The 18,350-nt window shown below is 58.4% G+C and carries 16 protein-coding genes; 9 read left to right on the forward strand and 7 right to left on the reverse strand.

Annotation, left to right across the window (positions count from 1 at the left end; translation table 11 throughout):
• The first annotated feature begins 325 nt into the window (after positions 1–325).
• From FHP24_RS14575 to FHP24_RS14585, 3 genes are read left to right on the forward strand one after another with little or no spacing between them, the layout of a single operon-like run.
• On the forward strand, positions 326–1,573 hold the full coding sequence (locus tag FHP24_RS14575; protein WP_139676904.1) for a Zn-dependent hydrolase: 1,248 nt from the start codon (positions 326–328) through the stop codon (positions 1,571–1,573).
• A gap of 11 nt (positions 1,574–1,584) precedes the next feature.
• Positions 1,585–2,673: a DUF917 domain-containing protein gene (locus FHP24_RS14580; RefSeq protein ID WP_139676905.1), complete on the forward strand. Its 1,089-nt coding sequence runs from the start codon at positions 1,585–1,587 to the stop codon at positions 2,671–2,673.
• A gap of 10 nt (positions 2,674–2,683) precedes the next feature.
• The gene (locus tag FHP24_RS14585) at positions 2,684–4,345 is read left to right on the forward strand and encodes a urocanate hydratase (protein WP_139676906.1); all 1,662 of its coding nucleotides are present in this window, start codon (positions 2,684–2,686) and stop codon (positions 4,343–4,345) included.
• A gap of 23 nt (positions 4,346–4,368) precedes the next feature.
• Here FHP24_RS14585 and FHP24_RS14590 read toward each other — a convergent pair whose 3' ends face one another.
• The 4 genes from FHP24_RS14590 to FHP24_RS14605 all read right to left on the reverse strand — a co-directional run bounded on the left by FHP24_RS14590 (position 4,369) and on the right by FHP24_RS14605 (position 8,740).
• On the reverse strand, positions 4,369–5,292 hold the full coding sequence (locus FHP24_RS14590; RefSeq protein WP_139676907.1) for a pseudouridine-5'-phosphate glycosidase: 924 nt from the start codon (positions 5,290–5,292) through the stop codon (positions 4,369–4,371).
• A 14-nt stretch (positions 5,293–5,306) separates the two neighbouring features.
• Positions 5,307–6,419, reverse strand: a complete 1,113-nt coding sequence (locus tag FHP24_RS14595) for a carbohydrate kinase (protein WP_139676908.1) — start codon at positions 6,417–6,419, stop codon at positions 5,307–5,309.
• 66 nt (positions 6,420–6,485) lie between these two features.
• On the reverse strand, positions 6,486–7,484 hold the full coding sequence (gene gnd, locus FHP24_RS14600; RefSeq protein ID WP_139676909.1) for a phosphogluconate dehydrogenase (NAD(+)-dependent, decarboxylating): 999 nt from the start codon (positions 7,482–7,484) through the stop codon (positions 6,486–6,488).
• A gap of 134 nt (positions 7,485–7,618) precedes the next feature.
• Entirely contained in the window at positions 7,619–8,740 is a 1,122-nt protein-coding gene (locus FHP24_RS14605; RefSeq protein ID WP_139676910.1) for an anhydro-N-acetylmuramic acid kinase, read from the reverse strand.
• Between the two features lie 369 nt (positions 8,741–9,109).
• Here FHP24_RS14605 and repA point away from each other — a divergent pair, with 369 nt between their 5' ends.
• The 3 genes from repA (at position 9,110) to FHP24_RS14620 (ending at position 12,556) form a co-directional block, all read left to right on the forward strand.
• Positions 9,110–10,375: a plasmid partitioning protein RepA gene (repA, locus tag FHP24_RS14610; RefSeq protein WP_139676911.1), complete on the forward strand. Its 1,266-nt coding sequence runs from the start codon at positions 9,110–9,112 to the stop codon at positions 10,373–10,375.
• Between the two features lie 23 nt (positions 10,376–10,398).
• Positions 10,399–11,460: a plasmid partitioning protein RepB gene (gene repB / locus FHP24_RS14615; RefSeq protein WP_139676912.1), complete on the forward strand. Its 1,062-nt coding sequence runs from the start codon at positions 10,399–10,401 to the stop codon at positions 11,458–11,460.
• Between the two features lie 223 nt (positions 11,461–11,683).
• Positions 11,684–12,556, forward strand: a complete 873-nt coding sequence (locus FHP24_RS14620) for an MBL fold metallo-hydrolase (RefSeq protein WP_139676989.1) — start codon at positions 11,684–11,686, stop codon at positions 12,554–12,556.
• A gap of 53 nt (positions 12,557–12,609) precedes the next feature.
• Here FHP24_RS14620 and FHP24_RS14625 read toward each other — a convergent pair whose 3' ends face one another.
• Positions 12,610–13,542 (reverse strand): LysR family transcriptional regulator, encoded by a 933-nt coding sequence (locus FHP24_RS14625; RefSeq protein WP_139676913.1) that lies wholly within the window; start codon positions 13,540–13,542, stop codon positions 12,610–12,612.
• A gap of 127 nt (positions 13,543–13,669) precedes the next feature.
• Here FHP24_RS14625 and FHP24_RS14630 point away from each other — a divergent pair, with 127 nt between their 5' ends.
• The 3 genes from FHP24_RS14630 (at position 13,670) to FHP24_RS14640 (ending at position 16,227) form a co-directional block, all read left to right on the forward strand.
• The gene (locus FHP24_RS14630) at positions 13,670–14,653 is read left to right on the forward strand and encodes a glutathione S-transferase family protein (protein WP_139676914.1); all 984 of its coding nucleotides are present in this window, start codon (positions 13,670–13,672) and stop codon (positions 14,651–14,653) included.
• A 66-nt stretch (positions 14,654–14,719) separates the two neighbouring features.
• A complete protein-coding gene (locus FHP24_RS14635; protein ID WP_139676915.1) occupies positions 14,720–15,583 on the forward strand; it encodes a hypothetical protein in 864 nt (287 codons plus the stop codon).
• A 65-nt stretch (positions 15,584–15,648) separates the two neighbouring features.
• Positions 15,649–16,227, forward strand: a complete 579-nt coding sequence (locus tag FHP24_RS14640; protein ID WP_139676916.1) for a YceI family protein — start codon at positions 15,649–15,651, stop codon at positions 16,225–16,227.
• Between the two features lie 79 nt (positions 16,228–16,306).
• Here FHP24_RS14640 and FHP24_RS14645 read toward each other — a convergent pair whose 3' ends face one another.
• Both FHP24_RS14645 and FHP24_RS14650 read right to left on the reverse strand, forming a co-directional pair.
• Positions 16,307–17,683: an ATP-binding protein gene (locus FHP24_RS14645; protein WP_246091746.1), complete on the reverse strand. Its 1,377-nt coding sequence runs from the start codon at positions 17,681–17,683 to the stop codon at positions 16,307–16,309.
• Positions 17,680–18,342 carry a response regulator gene (locus FHP24_RS14650; protein ID WP_112456053.1) on the reverse strand — a complete coding sequence of 221 codons (663 nt, stop codon included), beginning with the start codon at positions 18,340–18,342 and terminating at the stop codon, positions 17,680–17,682. The genes FHP24_RS14645 and FHP24_RS14650 overlap by 4 nt, the downstream gene beginning before the upstream one ends.
• Positions 18,343–18,350: the final 8 nt, after the last annotated feature.

Consider the following 18,350-nt stretch of genomic DNA (forward strand, 5'->3'; position numbering starts at 1 on the left):
TACCTTAAGGACCGCAGTTCGGCTGTTCCCACCGTGTGACAGCAAATTTTATCGCTGCTCTTTTATTGCCTATACAAATGACCGATGTTCGCGGAGCCGTCAACGGCCTCAGCAGAGGCTTTCGGTTATGTCGTCTCAGCCTCAAAATCGTGGTGACCGGTGGACGGTTGATCGTCCCCTGATCGAATGAGCTTGCCTTGCGAGCTTTCAGGAACCTATCTTCTCGACATACTTATTCGACGACGGATCGAAGCTGCTTGCCGAGACCCGCCATGGACGCTTCGTCTTGGTCTACGCCAGCATTTCATTTCAGGAACATGCCCACATGAATTCCAATCTCGTCGTTAATGCCGATCGGATTTCCGCAGATATCGACGCTCTCGCCAATATCACCGAACCCGACAGGCCATGGACGCGTCGCGCATTCACGCCGATGTTCCTTAAGGGGCGAGCCTATGTGGAGAAGGCCTTTCGCGATGCAGGCCTCGAGACGCATATCGATTCTGCTGGCAATCTGATTGGCAGACGAAAGGGGAAGACGGGCGGTGGCACACTGATGCTTGGCTCGCATACGGATACGGTGCCGAATGGTGGCCGTTTTGACGGGATCGCCGGCGTGATTGCTGCTCTCGAAGTAGCACGGGCGCTGGTCGATGCAGGGATTGAGCTGGAGCATGACCTGGAAATCGTCGATTTTCTAGCGGAAGAAGTGTCGATTTTCGGGGTATCATGCATCGGCAGCCGGGGCATGACGGGTGTTCGCCCGAAGGAGTGGCTGGAGCGGACAGCCGATACCGAAGCGGGGCGCATCGACCTCGCGGAAAGTATCCGAACGGTCGGTGGTGACCCGGCGCAAGTCGGCGGTCGAACAGATATCAAGGCTTTCCTCGAATTGCATATCGAACAAGGCACGGTGCTTGAACGGGAAGGTGTCGATATCGGCATCGTCGGCGCGATCACCGGGATTTCCCGCTTTGAAATCCTGATTGAAGGTCGTGCCGACCACGCAGGCACGACGCCAATGAATGCACGCTATGACGCGCTAGGGGCGGCGTCATGCGTCGTGCTTGACATCGAACGCATCGCCAAGGAACTTGCTCTCGGATCGAGCTATTTCGCAGGTACGGTGGGCGAATTTTCGATGGAGCCGAATGCCGCCAATGTCATTCCGTCTCATGTTCGTATGCTGATCGATGCCCGCGCAGTCGACCCTGCCGTGATGGAGGAATTCGTTGCTGCGCTGTCTGCGCTTTGTAGCCAGACGGCGGCAAAACGGAGCGTGACGATTGATGAACCTCGCAGGGTCTCCAACGCGTCTCCGACACCGATGTCAGAGATGGTGACGGATGTCCTGGCATCGAGTGCTGCACGTATCGGCGCCACCAGCAGGCCGATGGTCTCAGGCGCCGGCCATGACGCTGCCTTTCTTTCCAAGGTGGCACCGGCTGCGATGATCTTCATCGCCAGCAGAGACGGTCGCAGCCATGCTGCGGAAGAGTGGTCTGAGAATGATGCCATCACGTTGGGGGCAGCCGTTCTTTACGAGGCAATTCTGGACCTGGATAAAAGATAGGGAGAGACGGCATGGGACGCATACTGACGGAAAAGGATGTCGAAGCCGCCGTTCGCGGAGGCTCCGTCTATGCGGCCGGCGGCGGCGGCTGGTCCGATCATGGACGCATGCTGGGTTATGCCGCAGTCAGCATCGGCCGGCCGGAACTGATCACGATCGATGAGCTGGAAGACAGAGACTGGGTTGCGACTGCGGCTGCCATTGGTGCACCGGCTTCGACTACGGCCTGGGAGATGCAGGGTGTCGATTACGTCAAGGCCGTGCAGCTTCTGCAGGACGCGCTTGGCGAAAAGGTATCGGCCCTGATGATCGGCCAGAACGGCAAGTCCTCGACGCTGAACGGCTGGTTGCCTTCCGCCATTCTCGGGACCAAGGTGCTGGACGCAGTTGGTGATGTTCGTGCTCATCCGACCGGCGACATGGGCTCGATCGGCATGGCCAACTCGCCGGATGAGATGATCCAGACCGCAGTCGGCGGCAATCGTGCTGAAAATCGCTATATCGAACTCGTCGTGCGTGGCGCGACGGCAAAAGTTTCGCCTATCCTGCGCACGGCTGCAGACATGTCCGGCGGCTTCATCGCCTCCTGCCGCAATCCGCTGCGGGCATCTTATGTCAGAAGGAATGCAGCACTCGGCGGTATCAGCCTGGCGCTGAAACTCGGCGAGGCGATCATTGAGGCGGATGCCAGGGGAGGGCATGCGATCATCGACGCGATCGTCAAGGCGACCGGCGGTACGATCATCGGCGAGGGCGAGGTGAGCGCCAAATCCGTCGTCTACACAAAAGAAGCCTTCGATGTCGGAACGATTACGGTCGGCCGCGGCGACAAGGCGGTGACGCTGCATGTGATGAACGAATATATGGCGGTGGATGATGCCGGCGGAAACCGGCTTGCCACCTTCCCGGACATCATTTCGACGCTGTCGCCGGAAGGCGAGCCGATGAGCGTCGGCCAACTGGAGGTCGGAATGCCGGTATTTCTACTGCACGTGCCGAAGACGATCATTCCGCTGTCGTCGAGTGTGAAGGATCCGTCGGTTTACCCGATCGTCGAGAAGGCGCTTGGAATTAGCATCTCCGATTACGCTCTGGGTTGAGGAGAAAACCATGCCGAAGCCCAATCCACGCCATCCGAAATTCCCGATCCCCGGCGGCAACGAGTTGCGTGCCAAGGGATGGCGGCAGGAGGCCTTGCTGCGGCTTCTCGAAAACGTCCTTTCTGTCGGCGAGGATTCCGATAATCTTATCGTTTATGCGGCGCTCGGCAAAGCAGCGCGTAACTGGGCGGCGCATGATGCGATCGTCAATACGTTGAAGGAGATGAATGAGGATCAGACGCTGATCATTCAGTCCGGCAAGCCGGTGGGGCTGTTGAAGACCCATGCCAAGGCGCCGCTGGTGATCATGGCGAACTGCAACATTGTCGGCCAATGGGCGAAAGCCGAATATTTCTATGAGCTTCAGGAAAAGGGACTGATCTGCTGGGGCGGTCTGACGGCTGGCGCTTGGCAATATATCGGTAGCCAGGGTGTCATCCAGGGTACCTACGAGATCTTCATGCGGATCGCCGAAAAACGCTTTGGTGGCACACTGGCCGGCCGGTTCGTATTGACCGCGGGTCTCGGCGGAATGGGCGGCGCGCAGCCGCTCGCCGGCCGCATGGCGGGGGCCGCAATCCTTGTGGTCGATATCGATCCGGATCGGGTGGCCAAGCGCCGCGAAATTGGTTTTCTCGATGAAGTCGCGCCCGACCTCGATACGGCTCTGCGGATGATCGACGCGGCAGTGCGGGAAAAGCGCGCCGTCTCGATCGGCCTCGTGGGCAATGCTGCCGACATTTATCGGCAGATCGTCAAGCGCGGCATCGTACCTGACGTCGTCTCCGACCAGACCTCGGCACATGATCTCGTTTATGGCTATGTACCGAAAGGCATGAGCCTGGAAGAAGTGCGCCGGCTTCGCAAGGAAGGGCAGGGCCAGCTGATGGCGGCCAGTCGTGCCTCGATCGCCGATCACGTGCGCGCCATGCTGACACTGCAGCAAAGAGGTGCGGAGGTCTTCGACAATGGCAACCTCATCCGTACTCAGGCCAAGCAGGGCGGGGTCGAAAACGCCTTCGACATCCCGATTTTCACCGAAGCTTATTTGCGACCGCTGTTCTGCCGCGCGATCGGTCCCTTCCGCTGGATGGCGCTGTCGGGTGAGGAAAGCGATATCGCCCGTATCGATGATCTCGTTCTGGAGCTTTTCCCGGATAATTACATCGTTACCAACTGGATCAGGTTGGCGCGTGAAAACGTGCCGTTCGAAGGGCTTCCGGCGCGGATTGCCTGGCTTGGCCACGGCGAGCGCACGCAACTCGCACTGGCGGTCAATGCGCTGGTGGCCAAAGGCGAACTGAAGGCCCCGATTGCTTTCTCACGCGACCATCTCGATGCCGGGGCCATGGCACATCCCAACATCATGACCGAGAATATGAAGGACGGATCGGACGCGATTGCCGACTGGCCGTTGATCAACGCCATGACGCTTTGCTCGTCCATGGCGGATCTCGTCGTCATCCATTCGGGCGGCGGCGGTTATGCCGGTTACATGACGAGCGCTGGCGTGACGATCGTGGCTGACGGCACCGAAGCGGCTGCAGAGCGGCTCGACATGGCGATTACCAACGACACGTCACTCGGCATTATCCGGTATGCGGATGCCGGTTATGACGAGGCTGCCGATGCTGCCGAACGGGGCAACGTACCGCATATACGGCTGGGTTAAGACCCAGCCGTATCCATTTGCGATCAGGCTTTTTTGAATGCCGAATAAGCAACGGCCATTTTGGACGCGAGCGTCGCGTTGTTCTTGACCAGCTCGATATTGGCCTTCAGGCTCTCGCCTTTTGACAACTCGTTGATGCGCGCAAGCAGGAAAGGCGTCAGTTCCTTGCGGCCAATGCCGCGTTCCTCGGCTTCGCGAACCGCATCCGTTATCGTGCCGTCGATGAATTCCGGCGTCAGCGCAGCCGCTTCCGGGATAGGGTTGGCGATCAGAAGACCGGTGCCTGTTCCGAACTGGTGGTGCAGCCACATCGCCTTGGCGATTTCGGCGGCGCTGTCCAGTTTGTGATCGGCCTTGTAGCCGCTCTTGCGGGTGAAGAAGGCCGGGAAGTCGTCGGTTCCATACGCGATGACGGGCACGCGCTGGGTTTCCAGATATTCGAGCGTCTTGGCAATATCGAGGATCGACTTGACGCCTGCGCAGACTACGGCGGTTTTGGTGCGGCCGAGTTCGGTCAGGTCGGCGGAGATATCGAAGGTATGCTCGGCGCCGCGATGAACACCGCCGACGCCACCGGTGGCGAAAATCTCGATGCCGGCGAGATCAGCCAACAGCATCGTGGCTGAAACGGTCGTGCCGGCAGTCTGCTTGCGGACCATGGCGACGGCGAGGTCGCGACCGGACGCCTTTACGACATCCCTAGCTTGGGCAAGCTGTTCGAGCTCATCGGAGTCGATGCCGGCGCGCAATTCTCCATCGATGACCGCGATCGTCGCCGGCACGGCGCCGGTGGCGCGAACGACAGCTTCGACGGCTTTCGCCGTTTCGAGATTGGCCGGGTAGGGCATGCCGTGGGTGATGATGGTGGATTCGAGCGCGACAACCGGTCCGCCCTTGGCGATTGCGTCGGCGACTTCCTTGTTGAGCCTCGGCTTCAGGAGTTGCATGTCGTCTTGTCCTTTCAATTCGTGAGCCTGTGCCGATTGGCATCGATAAGCTCGGCAGACAGATCGGGATGTACACTGGCGGTACATTCGGTGGTGAGTGTGGCGGCAAGTGCGCCGGTGCGGGCCCCATCGAAAATCTCGTCGCCTTCGAGAAGACGATGGAGCGTTGCGGCAATCATCGCATCGCCGGCGCCGGTCATATCGACCGGGGCGGCTTTCACGGCCCCGATAAATTCTATGCTCTGTGACCCGGCAACGGCCATGCCTTCGGCACCCGCGCTGACGACTGCCATGTCGGCGCCTGCTTGCTGCAGCGCCAATGCGGCCTGTTTCGCGCCTTCAACGGTGTGCGCATTCGTATGGCCGAGAACTGCGTTGGCTTCGTCAATGTTCATGAACAGGAGATCTATCCCGTTCAGATCCTTTGGTAGCCGCGTTCCCTTATGCGTGGATACGGCATCGATCGCCAGCCGGCAGGTGGCATTTCTGCTCCGGTCGATCAGCGTGGACAGGACTTCTGCCGGCAGATTGCAATCTGCAAACACCCAGCTGGAGGCGGCGAGATGCGGCCATGCACGTTCTATATGATCCGGCTTAAACAGGTCGAAGATGTTCATGTCGGCAATGCCGAGAACAAGGTCGCCGGCTGCGTCGAGGATTGCTGCATATTCGGCCGTCGGGCGTTCGTTCGTCGTCACGACCTGACTGACATCGACCCCCAATTCGCGCATATATCTGAGCAGGGCTTGTCCGCCGTCATCGTCGCCGACGATGGAGATGAAACCGGTGGAGGAGCCAAGCCTTGCAAGATTTTCCGCAACATTGCGGGCGACGCCACCAAGGCTGCGGGTACTTTCGACGGGGTTCGATGTTTCCAGAACGATCTTGGTGCGTGCGTGATATTTGCGGTCTAGCACCGCCCCGCCAACGCAGAACGCACGTGCTTCCGACGAAAGGACATAACCTCTCCCGAGAATATGCCCCTTGTTCATCAACTGGACGATGTGAGCGGCCACCGTGGACCTTGCAAGCCCGAGGGATGTGGCAATTTCCTGCTGACTGACGAAAGGGTTTTCGCGGATCAATGCCAGAACGGCGCTTTCCTGCGGTACAAGCGGTTGGGTCATTGCATGGGCTCCTTGCGAAACCCATGCAAACAATTGACTATGGTGTCAACTATTGTTTGTCGCCGCCTATTTGTTGTGCGGCTTTTCGATGTGGCCACCAAAGGATTTGCGCATCAGCGACAGCATCTTGTTGGCGTATTCGGCGTTGCCCTGGGAGTCGAAACGGCTGAATACCGCCGCCGAAAGAACCGGTACGGGGACGCCCATGTCGATCGCGGCTTTCATCGTCCAACGGCCTTCGCCCGAATCCGAAACCCTGCCGCCGAAACTGCTGAGTGACGGGTCAGCCTTCAAGGCCTCTGCCGTGAGGTCGAGCAGCCATGAACCGACAACACTGCCGTGGCGCCAGACTTCGCTGATTGCCTCGATATCCATATCGAACTGGTAAAACTGCTTGTCAGGCAAAGGTGTTGTTTCTGCGTCGACCTCGCGATGGGCGTGGCCGACATTTGCCTGTTTCAAGACGTTGAAACCTTCGGCATAGGCCTGCATCATGCCGTATTCGATGCCGTTATGGACCATCTTGACGAAATGGCCGGCACCGCTTGGGCCGCAATGCAGATAACCGCGTTCGGCGGCACGCAGGGAAGGGTCGAGGTCCGCTCCCGGCGCCAGTGTCGCGAAGATCGGGTCCAGATGCTGAACCGCTTCGTTCGGGCCGCCGATCATCAGGCAAAATCCGCGTTCAAGACCCCAGACGCCGCCGCTTGTGCCGACGTCGACATAAGAAATGCCCTTGTCTGCAAGCTTGGCGCTTTGATCGACTGCATCGCGATAGTTGGAATTGCCACCGTCGATGATGATATCGCCGGGCTGCATGAAAGCCGCCAGCTTGTCGACGATCCCGGGAGTGATCGCGGCCGGCAGCATGATCCAGACGGCACGGGGTGGTGTCAGTTTTTCGAGGAACTGTTCAATGGACGAGATGCCGATAGCTCCCTCGCCAACAAGCGCCTCGACGGCAGCCGGGTTAACGTCGTAGGCGACGCATTCATGGCCGGCACGCATCAGCCGCCGTGCCATGTTGCCGCCCATGCGGCCCAGTCCCATCATTCCGATCTGCATGTATAAGCCTCTCGATGCAGTTAAGAATCGTCGGGAGACTAGGGCGATGTGTCGCAGGCCTCAAGGCCTTTAAATCGATTTATTTTTGGCAAAGGTCACGTCTCCGGCATGCTGGAGAAATGTGACAAACAATATCATGGATTAGCGAGCCTGCCGCCCGTCTGTTCCCTCGGAACGCCTGTTGTGGTCGGAAAGCTGATCGGCAATCCGCGTAAGGTGCGGACGGCGAGGAAAGCAAAACATTCGGCTTCGACCGCATCACCACGCCAGCCGAACGTGTCCGCAGACACGGCCTGAACGCCGGCCCGGCTTTCGATCATCGCCATGATCGTGGGATTGCGCCGCCCACCACCGCTGACAATCAGGCGCTTTGGTCTATGCGGCAAGAGATCGAGTGCCTTGCCGACGGCAGAAGCGGTGAAGGCGGAAAGGGTTGCTGCGCCATCGGCAGCGTCCAGACCGTCCGCCATGGCGGATGTGAAATCAAACCGGTCCAATGATTTAGGATAGGGCGCGGTCAGATACGGGTGTTGCAGAAGGCGCTCAAGACGCGTTTCGTCCACTCTGCCCGACGCGCCGAGCGCTCCATCCCGGTCCATCTCGCCAAGGCCAAGCCCCTTGATGAAATCGTTGAGTGGCGCGTTTGCCGGCCCCGTGTCGAAGGCTACGACAAGATCCTTGCCATCCCACCAGGTGATGTTGCCAACGCCGCCGAGATTGAGGATGGCGCTGTCGCTGCTGCGATCAACGCCGTGCAACAGTGCCGTGTGATAGATGGCCGCCAGCGGAGCCCCTTGCCCACCGGCTCTTACATCGGCAGTTCGGAAGTCATAGGCAACCTTTGTCCCGAGAATGCCGGCCATCAATTGCCCGTCACCGAGCTGTCGAGTATCGCCCAAGCGCTCGTTGGTCGGGGCGCGATGCAGCACGGTCTGTCCGTGGAAGCCGACGACGCCGATCTCATCCATGGATAATAATCCGGCACTCTTCACAAGTTCCTGCACGGCATTGGATTGGGCACGGGTCAGCGCCTCCTCGGCGTCCTTGAAAATCGAAGGTTCCGGCCCCTCGAAATTCCAGCTGCGAGCCTGGCGCAGGGTCTCCTCCAGAAGGAGGCGGGTGGCTTCCGAATAGGGGGCAAGCGTATAGGCGCCGAATGTCTCGACGCTCTCGCCGTCCGTCTTGATAAGCGCTACGTCTATATTGCCGTCGAGCACCGTTCCGGTCATCAGGCCGACCGCCCAGATAGGCTTCATTGCTTGTCTCCAAATCGCAAATGACCGAATCAAATCCGCTGCATAGTGCCTTTCCGGCCAGCAGAGCCGCAACTGATGCGGTCGAATTTGGCCGTTTCTTCTACAAGGATCAACGGACCCTTGATTTCGGTAAGGGCGGTCGCCTCCCGATTGGAAAAAATCCTTGACGCGAATCACGCATGCGCGCATTCCTGTAACGGATTTGGTTCAATATTTTGCTTTTAGGCGTAAGCGGTGGATTTTGGTGTAAATCGAGTCCGAAGGCCTATCAGAGCGTCGAGTTCGTTTTGTCTGTCAATGTGCCGTTGCATCCACAGTCCATCATGCTGGGTGACGATCTTTTGAACAGACTTCAGGGAGATTTTGGGTATGGCCGGATCGGCTGAAAAAACGCAGGCCCCTAAAGGCGAAGTCACGCTGGAACCGCGGCAGCTTGCCGATGAGACCATTGCGCGTGATGCACGCGCGCTTTCCGAACAGCTCAAAGCGATGCGCGAACGCCTTTTCCCGCCGCTCGCAAGCAAGACATTGCGTAGCTTCTCGTCCGGCGAGGCTGCCAAGCTTATCGGCGTCTCCGATGGTTATCTGCGCCAGTTGTCTTTGGCAGGAGAAGGCCCGCAGCCAGAGACCGGCGCAGGTGGACGCCGGTTCTACTCGCTTGCCGATATCAACGCGCTGCGCAGCCATCTCGCAGAGCAGGCGGCCGCCAAGGGTAATATCGGCAAGGCAAAGTCCTACTTGCCGCGCCGGGATGCGGCACGGAATGACCATCTTCAGGTCATATCGGTCACGAATTTCAAGGGCGGCTCGGGCAAGACCACTTCTGCCGCGCATCTGGCGCAATATCTGGCCCTGACGGGACATAGGGTGCTTGCGATCGATCTTGATCCGCAGGCCTCCCTTTCGGCTTTGTTCGGTTATCAGCCGGAACTTGATCTGACCGGCAATGACACGCTTTACGGCGCAATTCGCTATGACGACGAGCAGCGGTCACTTTCCGAAGTTATCCGCGCAACCTATTTCCCCGGTCTCGACATCGTTCCCGGCAATATCGAGTTGCAGGAATTCGAGCATGTCACCCCCCAGGCACTGGCAAACCGTCAAAGCGGCAAGGACAGCGGCCCGCTGTTTTTTGCGCGGATCCAGGCGGTTCTGGCAACGGTTGAGCAGGACTACGACGTCGTTGTGATCGACTGCCCGCCGCAGCTTGGTTATCTGACCTTGTCTGCCCTTTGCGCATCCACTTCGGTTGTGGTGACGGTACATCCGCAAATGCTGGATGTTGCGTCGATGAACCAGTTTCTGTTCATGACGTCCGATCTCCTATCCGTGGTGCGCGAAGCGGGAGGGACGTTGAATTTCGACTTTTTGCGGTATCTGGTTACTCGCTTTGAGCCGAATGACGGGCCTCAGGCGCAGATCGTCGGTTTCATGCGCTCGTTGTTCGGAGACCGCGTTCTCACGGCGCCAATGCTGAAATCGACGGCGGTCTCTGATGCCGGCTTAACGAAACAGACACTTTACGAAGTCGGGCGCGAGAATTTTACGCGTTCAACCTATGATCGTGCACTCGAGGCGATGAACGCCGTCAATGGTGAGGTGGAAGCTCTGATCCACGCGGCTTGGGGCCGATAAGGCGGAAAGAGGGTTTTAGAACAATGGCAGGCAGCCGAAAAAACGAGTTAAGAGCGCTATTCGGTGGCGGGCTTGAGCCTGGCGCTACGCCAGTGCCCGAAACACAGGCGGAGCCGAAGCCGGAAGCTGAAACACAAGTCCCGGCAGCCAACTCGGTCGGGCGAAGCGCTGCCGGCGCCGTGAAGGCTATGGGGCTCTCGCTCAACGCCATGACCCGGGAAGCCGAGGAGGCCCGCCTTCTGCGTCAGGCGCTCAGCGAAGGCGAACGGATCGTGGCGATCCATCCCGAAAAGATCGATTCCTCCTTTGTCGAAGATCGCCTGCGGCTGGATGATCAGGACGACGAGGATCTTGCGACGCTTATCGCCAGCATGCGCGAAAGCGGCCAACAGGTGCCGGTGCTGGTGCGCAATCATCCGGAAAAGCCCGGCCGCTATCAGACGGCATATGGCCATCGTCGCATTAGGGCTGCGTCGCGCCTCGGGCTTGAGGTCAAGGCGATCGTCCGCTCTCTGTCTGATGACGAACTGGTCTTGGCGCAGGGCAAGGAAAACGCCGAACGCCGTAATCTCTCGTTCATCGAACGTGCCGTCTTCGCCAGGAATCTTCTTGCCGGTGGCTTTGACCGCAAGGTGATCGGCGAGGCGCTATCGGTGCAGAAGAGCGAACTGTCAAGGTTGTTGCAGGTCGTTGAAAGCGTACCGGATGCGATTATTCGGGCTGTTGGCGCTGCGCCGAAAGCCGGTCGCGATCGCTGGATGAAACTGGGCGAGCTGCTCACGTCGGCGAAAGCTCGGGCTGCAGCAGCCGCAGAATTGTCGAATGCTGCTTTTCAGTCGTCCGCAAGCGATGATCGCTTCCAACTTATATTCAACCAGCTCTCGAAACCGGAAAAGCCGCAACACGCAGAACCGACGCCACTTAAAGATCGTAAAGGCAAGGTGTTCGCGCACGTCCATACCGATGGCAAGAAAAGCCGGATCGAGTTTGCGGCAGGGATCGATCCCCAGTTCGTCGAGGAAGTCATGGATGTTCTCGTTCGACACTATGACGCATTTCTTTCCAGCCCGCCTTCCAAGGGATAAGGCAGGAATTGCCCGTTCGTTCAGGGATGGAATAGGGCGTTGAGAGTGCGTTTCCACGGGCCGTGATTGGAATATCGTCGAGATCGTCACAGGTGGAGGGGCTGCATTTCCGTTCCATCTAAACCTGAGAATTGCTCGCGGATCGGCCTTGTTCCTGACGGAAAAGTCCGTGAAAGAATACGGACATTATAGCCTGTTTGTTCAACCATCCGGAATTTGCCCCATGAACGCCACCCCTCTGATCAAAGGTTTTTATGATGAGCGCACGGGCAGCATTCAATATGTGGTGAGCGACCCGGAGACGAGGCATTGCGCAATCATCGATCCGGTTCTCGACTACGATGAAAAGTCGGGAAGCACAAAGACGTCCAGTGCGGATGCTATCCTCAGCTATATCGAGAGCGAGCGGCTGACGGTGCAATGGATACTCGATACTCATCCTCACGCAGATCACTTTTCCGCGGCAGCCTATCTGAAGACAAAGACGGGTGCCGAAACGGCCATTGGCGCGAAAGTGGTCGATATCCAGAAGCTTTGGCAGAAGATCTACAACATGCCGGAGATGAAGACGGATGGATCGCAATGGGACCATCTGTTCGCTGATGGCGAGAGTTTCCAGATCGGCAATATGGTCTGCAGGGTCATTCATTCGCCAGGGCATACTCTGGCATCGATCACTTACGTGGTCGGCGATGCCGCCTTTATTCATGATACGCTGTTCATGCCCGATAGCGGCAGTGCTCGTGCCGATTTTCCCGGTGGCAGTGCTGAGAGCTTATGGTCGTCGGTCGAGGCAATTCTCGCTTTTCCTGATGATACGCGACTGTTCACCGGGCACGATTATCGTCCCGACGGTCGTGAAGCGGCTTGGGAAAGCACGGTTGGGCAGCAGAAGGCGGAAAATACGCACGTGAGCCAAGGATGCGAGGCTTTCATTCGGCTGCGCGAAGAACGGGATGCGACCTTGCCGTTTCCCCGTTTGATGCTCCATGCGTTGCAGATCAATCTGAATGCGGGCCGGCTGCCTGCTTCGGAAACCAACGGAACCAGCTATCTCAAAATTCCGATTAATGCCTTCGCCGTTCAGGCCTGGTAGACAAAACCTCCCTTCGCGATCGTGAGCACCGGCGCTGCGCGGACGCGCGATGACTATTCTATCTGAATCGGTAGATCGCGATCCCAGCGGGGCGTGGGCGCGAATTTTCCGGCCAAGAAGTCGATAAACGCCCTTACTTTTGCCGGCGGTCGCCGATTGCTTGAATAGACCGCGAACACGCCGGGCAGTTCCATAAGCGGCTGATCGAGAGACAGCGAGACCAATCGACCTGCGCGGATTTCGTCGCCCACCAGAAAGGTCGGCTGGTAGATGATGCCCTGACCTGCCAATGCGGCGGCGACAAGGGCGTCGCCGTTATTGGCATGGAGATTTCCTGTAACCGGGACGATGATGGAACCATCAAGGCCGAACCGCCATCGATCCGGGCCTACCGAACTCGACAGGGTGTAACCGAGGCAGTTGTGCGAGCCCAACTCCGAGAGAGAAATGGGAGTTGGTCGCTTGGCGAAATAAGAAGGAGAGGCGGTGACGAGCATGCGGCAGCGGGCAATTCTCCGCGCCATTAGCGTCTGGTCTACGATCTTGCCGATACGAATGGCGACATCCCATCCTTCCTCCACCAGATCGACGGTACGATCGCTCAAGCCGAGATCGACGCTCAACGCCGGATGCAGATCTGACAGTTCAGCCAATAGAGGCACGATTTCCCTGACGCCGAAGGAAACCGGGGCATTGACGCGGAGCGTTCCGCTAACTTCCATCCGCTCGGCAGCGGCCATCGCGTCGGCTTCCGAAAGTTCAGAGAGAATACGCTCTACACTTTCCAGGTAACGGCGGCCCGCTTCGTTCAGCGTGATCTTGCGGGTGGTACGATGCAGAAGCTTCACACCAAGCCGATCCTCAAGCGCACCCATATGTTTGGTTGCCATGGTCTGTGACATGCCGAGTGCACGCGCGGCTCCGGAAAGGCTGCCAATGGCGGCTATCCTGGCGAAAACCTCCATTCCGGCGATACGATCCAACATAACTATCTCACTCTATCGGTGTGATCTGTAATTCCCGAAAACTTGATTATCATGTCAACAGAGTGAGTGCATAGTGCCACTAGTGATGGCTTTACGCTGTCGGTTGAATCATGTTGGGAAGACGACCGTGCTCGTAGATGGCAAATGGACAGCTGACTGGCAACCGGTGCAGGCAAAGGACGCCAAGGGCGGCTTTGTACGCCAGACGTCCAGCTTTCGGAGCTGGATTACGCCCGATGGGTCTGCCGGTCCTACAGGAACCGGCGGATTTGGCGCCGAAGCGGGTCGCTACCATCTCTACGTCGCATTGATCTGCCCCTGGGCTTCGCGAACCCTGATTGCCCGTAAGCTCAAGAAACTCGATCACCTCATCTCGATTTCGGTGGTGGAGCCGGCGCTGACCAAGGAAGGCTGGCAGTTCGGCACCTATCCCGGGGCGACCGAGGATACCATCAACGGTACCCGGTATATGCATGAGCTCTATACCCGCGTCGATCCGCATATCACCGGCCGCGCGACGGTTCCTGTCCTGTGGGATAAGAAGACCGGTACGATCGTCAACAATGAATCGGCCGATATCGTGCGCATGTTCAACAGCGGTTTCGGCTCGCTGGCAGACGAGAGCGTCGATCTTTATCCGGAAGCTTTCCAGCCCGAGATCGACGCGCTGAACGAACGGATCTATCCACGCCTCAACAATGGCGTTTATCGCGCAGGTTTCGCCACGACCCAGGAAGCCTATGAAGAGGCCTTTCACGACATATTCGGCATGCTTGACGAACTGGAAGATTTGCTGGCGGCCAAGAATTTCCTGGTCGGAGAGCGTCTGACGGAGGCTGATATTCGCCTTTTCGTCACGCTCGTACGGTTTGATGCGGCCTATCACGGCTTGTTCAAATGCAATATGCGCCGCATCGCAGATTATTCCAATCTCAGCCGATATCTGCGCCGGATGCTTTCCACGCCGGGCATCGCGGAAACCGTCAGCATCGATCACATCAAGCGCGGCTATTATTCGATCGAAAGCCTCAATCCGCCCAAGATCATTCCCGTCGGCCCTGCGCTGGAGTTCGAGGATCTGCTGCCCTCAGCGGCATCGGCCGCGATTTAAGCTCCCAGGCATAACCCCCGTTCACGGCATTCTTCCGCCATCCGGCGAACATCAGGATTTATACGCATGTTGACCCAAATCCTTCTCACCACCGTCCTGCTGCCGCTTGTTCTTGGCGTGGTCATCGCGCTTGTCGGCAAGGGTGCAACATCGCGAAGCATCCTGTTGACCGCGCTTCTGATACCGGTTGCCGGTGCCATCGCGAGCGTGTCGATCGAAGGGTTCCCGCCGTTTCCGCCGATCGCGGCAAAACAGAAACTTCCGCTGCTGTTGCTCATCGGCGGCGTCGTTTTCGCTATCCTTGGCGTTCTGCTGCGGGATTTCGTAAACCGCTGGATCATTTCGTTGGTCGGCGTCGTTTCGCTCGCGGCACCTGCGTGGTGGCTGGGGCGAAATGTTCTTGCCTCCAACGCGACGAAAGCAACAACGCTCGCCATTGTGCTCGTCGTTGTAGCCATCGAAATAGCAACCGTGTCAGGTCGCCGCGCTGGAAAAACATCGTCGTCCGCCTTGCCTGCCGCATTGCTCGCGACCGCCATCGGAACCGCCCTTGCCGCGATCCTGGGGGGCTATATCGGGATGGCGCAGATGAATGGTGCGCTCGCTGCGTTGTTCGGCGGCTGGCTGCTGGTTCGCTACATTGCTTACATCCGAGGCGATGATGCTGCTTTCGATCTCCAGGGTTTCGCTGCGCTGTCCTTCATCTGGACTGCAGCGATGGGTACCACGATGACCGTGCTGCTGTCGCCCAGCGCATCACCTGCTGCCCTCGTGCTTTCGGTTCTGCCTGTTGCTGTCTTCGCTATCCTCAACTGGCGCAAGGTCGGGTTCATCAACCAGTCGCGGTTTCTGCGGCCGCTGATAATCGGAGCGCTGACAGCGATCCCGGCAATTGCAGCCATTGTTATCGCCGTCCTGGCGGGCGGCTGAGACTGTCACCAATCCGGTTCGCCGGGCACAAACGCCCATCACGGGCAACCTCAAAAGGAGAAACCATGAAACGCCTGATTCTCGCTACTGCCGTCGCCGGCATGTTCATGACCGGTGCTGCATTCGCGGCAGACAGCTACGAAATCGATCCGACGCATGCATGGGTCGGCTTCAAGACGAACCATGCGGGTTGGACCAAGGCTCATGGCGCTTTCAAGGCTGTGTCAGGCACCATTTCCTTCGATAAGGCCGATGTCACCAAGAGCACGGTGGAAATCGCTCTCGAAGCAGCAAGCGTCGACACCAACGACGAGAAGCGCAATACCCACTTGAAAAGCCCAGACTTCCTGAATGCCGAGGAATTCCCGCAGATCACGTTCAAGAGCACCTCGATCGAAAAGACCGGCGACAAGACCGCCAAGGTAACCGGCGACCTGACCCTGCTCGGCACCTCCAAGCCGGTTGTTCTCGACGTCACCTGGAATGCGGAATCCGCACTGCCATGGGATGCAAACACGATCAAGACCGGCTTTTCCGCAACCGGTTCGTTCAGCGGCGCTGATTTCGGTATCGCCAAGATGGCCGATTTCGGCATCGGTCCGGACATCGCGCTCGACATCGACGTCGAAGCAATCAAGAAGTAAAGTCGGTCTCATTCCGGTGAGATGAAACACAGCGCGATCGGCCGTATGGCTGGTCGCGTTTTGCCTGGATACTGGTTGGTTACGAGAGGAATATCCTTGCTTCGAACCCGCCATCCCTGCCGCTTGCCGGCGACAGCAGCACGAGGCGGCCGTTCATCTGGCCAAGCAGTCTTTCGACAATCGACAAGCCCAAACCTGAGCCTCCGGCTTCGGTCTTTCCGCGACTGAAACGTTTGCGGATGGACGCAAGTTCGGCTTCCGTCATTCTCGGCGCACCATTGACGATCCGGACAGGCCCGCCGTCGTCGAGAAATACCTCGACCGGTTCTCCGGGTGTGCCGTGCACGAGCGCGTTTTCGACGAGGTTCCTCAGCACGATGGCGAAGGCATCTTCACTGAATGGGCCTATCAACTGAGCGCCGGGCGTTCGTTTAAATACCAGACGCGCCGGATCCGCCATGCTGCGCCAGAAGTCGGTCAGGACCATATCCAATATGCGGGTCAGATCTGTGGGTTTGTCGGTAATACCGATGCCGGCCTCGGCGCGCGATAACTGTAGCAGCTTTTCAGCGAGGTGGCTTAGACGTGTCAGCGACGCTTCGATCTGGCCGGCGCGATGGCGGCTGGAGCCTTCGGTCAACTCGGCGATCAGCATCTGGGTTTGAGCCAATGCACCCGCGATCGGCGTACGTAGTTCATGCGCGCTGTTGGAGGTGAATTCCCGCTCGGCATCCAGCGCAGTTCTGAGTCGTGTCATCAAAAGGTTGACGGAAACTGCGATCGGTTGCAATTCGCGCGGCAGCATGGACGCATTGATCGGCTCCATATTGCCGCCGTCCTTGGTCTCGATCTCACGACGCAACTCACCGACCGGTCGAACGGCACGGCGAACCACCAGCCAGATCAACATGCCGCTGACCGGGATCAAGAATATGAGCGGCAGAAATAGCGCGATAGCGCCTTCCCGAACCGCCTCTTCGCGGTTTTCGAAGGCATCAGCGACCTGAATGAAGATTTGTCGGTCATCGTTGGTGGCGGTGTAGAACTGGTAGGTCGCGTCTTTCCAGAAGCCTCCCTTAAGCGGTGTTGCAAAAGCCTGTTCTGGTGCGTCATGGGATCGGATCAACACACGGCCAGACGGATCACGCACCTGGTAGATGAGGTACTCGTGGTCTCCGCTGGAACTCCCTGTCTGTAACTGCTGGGGTGCTGCACTCGAGGTTCCATTGGCCGGACTCCCCAGCATTCCACGATGTTCGAGATCATCGACGACAAGAGGCACCAGCCGTTCAGCGGTGTCCTGAAGTGTGCCGTCGAAGATTTCGGCAAGCTCCTCCTCCATCACTACCAGCCCCAGCCCAACCGCCAGCAGCCAGAGAAAGGTCATGGCAAACGTCAGCGAAAGGATCAGCCGCCGGGTCATCGACGGGCCGGTCGAGTGGTGGAAGAGGTTCATTGTTCGCGCCCCAGCCGGTAGCCGATACCGCGCAGCGTGGCGATGTGGTCACGGCCCAGTTTTTTGCGCAACCGGCTGACATAGACCTCGACCGTGTTGCTCTCGATTTCCGACCCGAAAGCGTAAAGCGCCTCCTCGATCTGGGCTTTGGAAACCACGGCGCCTGGACGAGCCGACAGCGCATCGAGTACGGCCCATTCGCGGCTGGACAAGTCAATGGTGTCGCCGCTGATCGTCACACGACGGGCCGCTGCGTCTATCTCTATATCACCGACCCGCACCAGCGAAACCGGCCGTCCGCTGTAGCGACGGCTCACCGCCAGCATACGCGCTGTCAGTTCGCCGAGATTGAACGGCTTCACAAGATAGTCGTCTGCACCGCTATTCAGACCCTCGATGCGGTCCGATATCTGGTCATGCGCCGTGAGGATGATCACCGGCGTGGTGACACCGCGGGAGCGAAATTCCTTCAGGAGTGCAATGCCGCTGCCATCGGGCAGCCGAAGATCAAGCAGGACCAGGCCATAACTGGTGGTCTCGAGTGCGCTTGTCGCCGTGTCGATCGTCTTCATCCAGTCGACTGCATGATCACCACTTGCAACATGATCTCGCACCGCTTCGCCAAGCGTTGCATCATCCTCGACCAGAAGAACCCTCAAACTGTCTG

The sequence above is a fragment of the Aliirhizobium smilacinae genome (assembly GCF_006335145.1).
In the GTDB taxonomy this organism is placed as follows: domain Bacteria; phylum Pseudomonadota; class Alphaproteobacteria; order Rhizobiales; family Rhizobiaceae; genus Neorhizobium; species Neorhizobium smilacinae.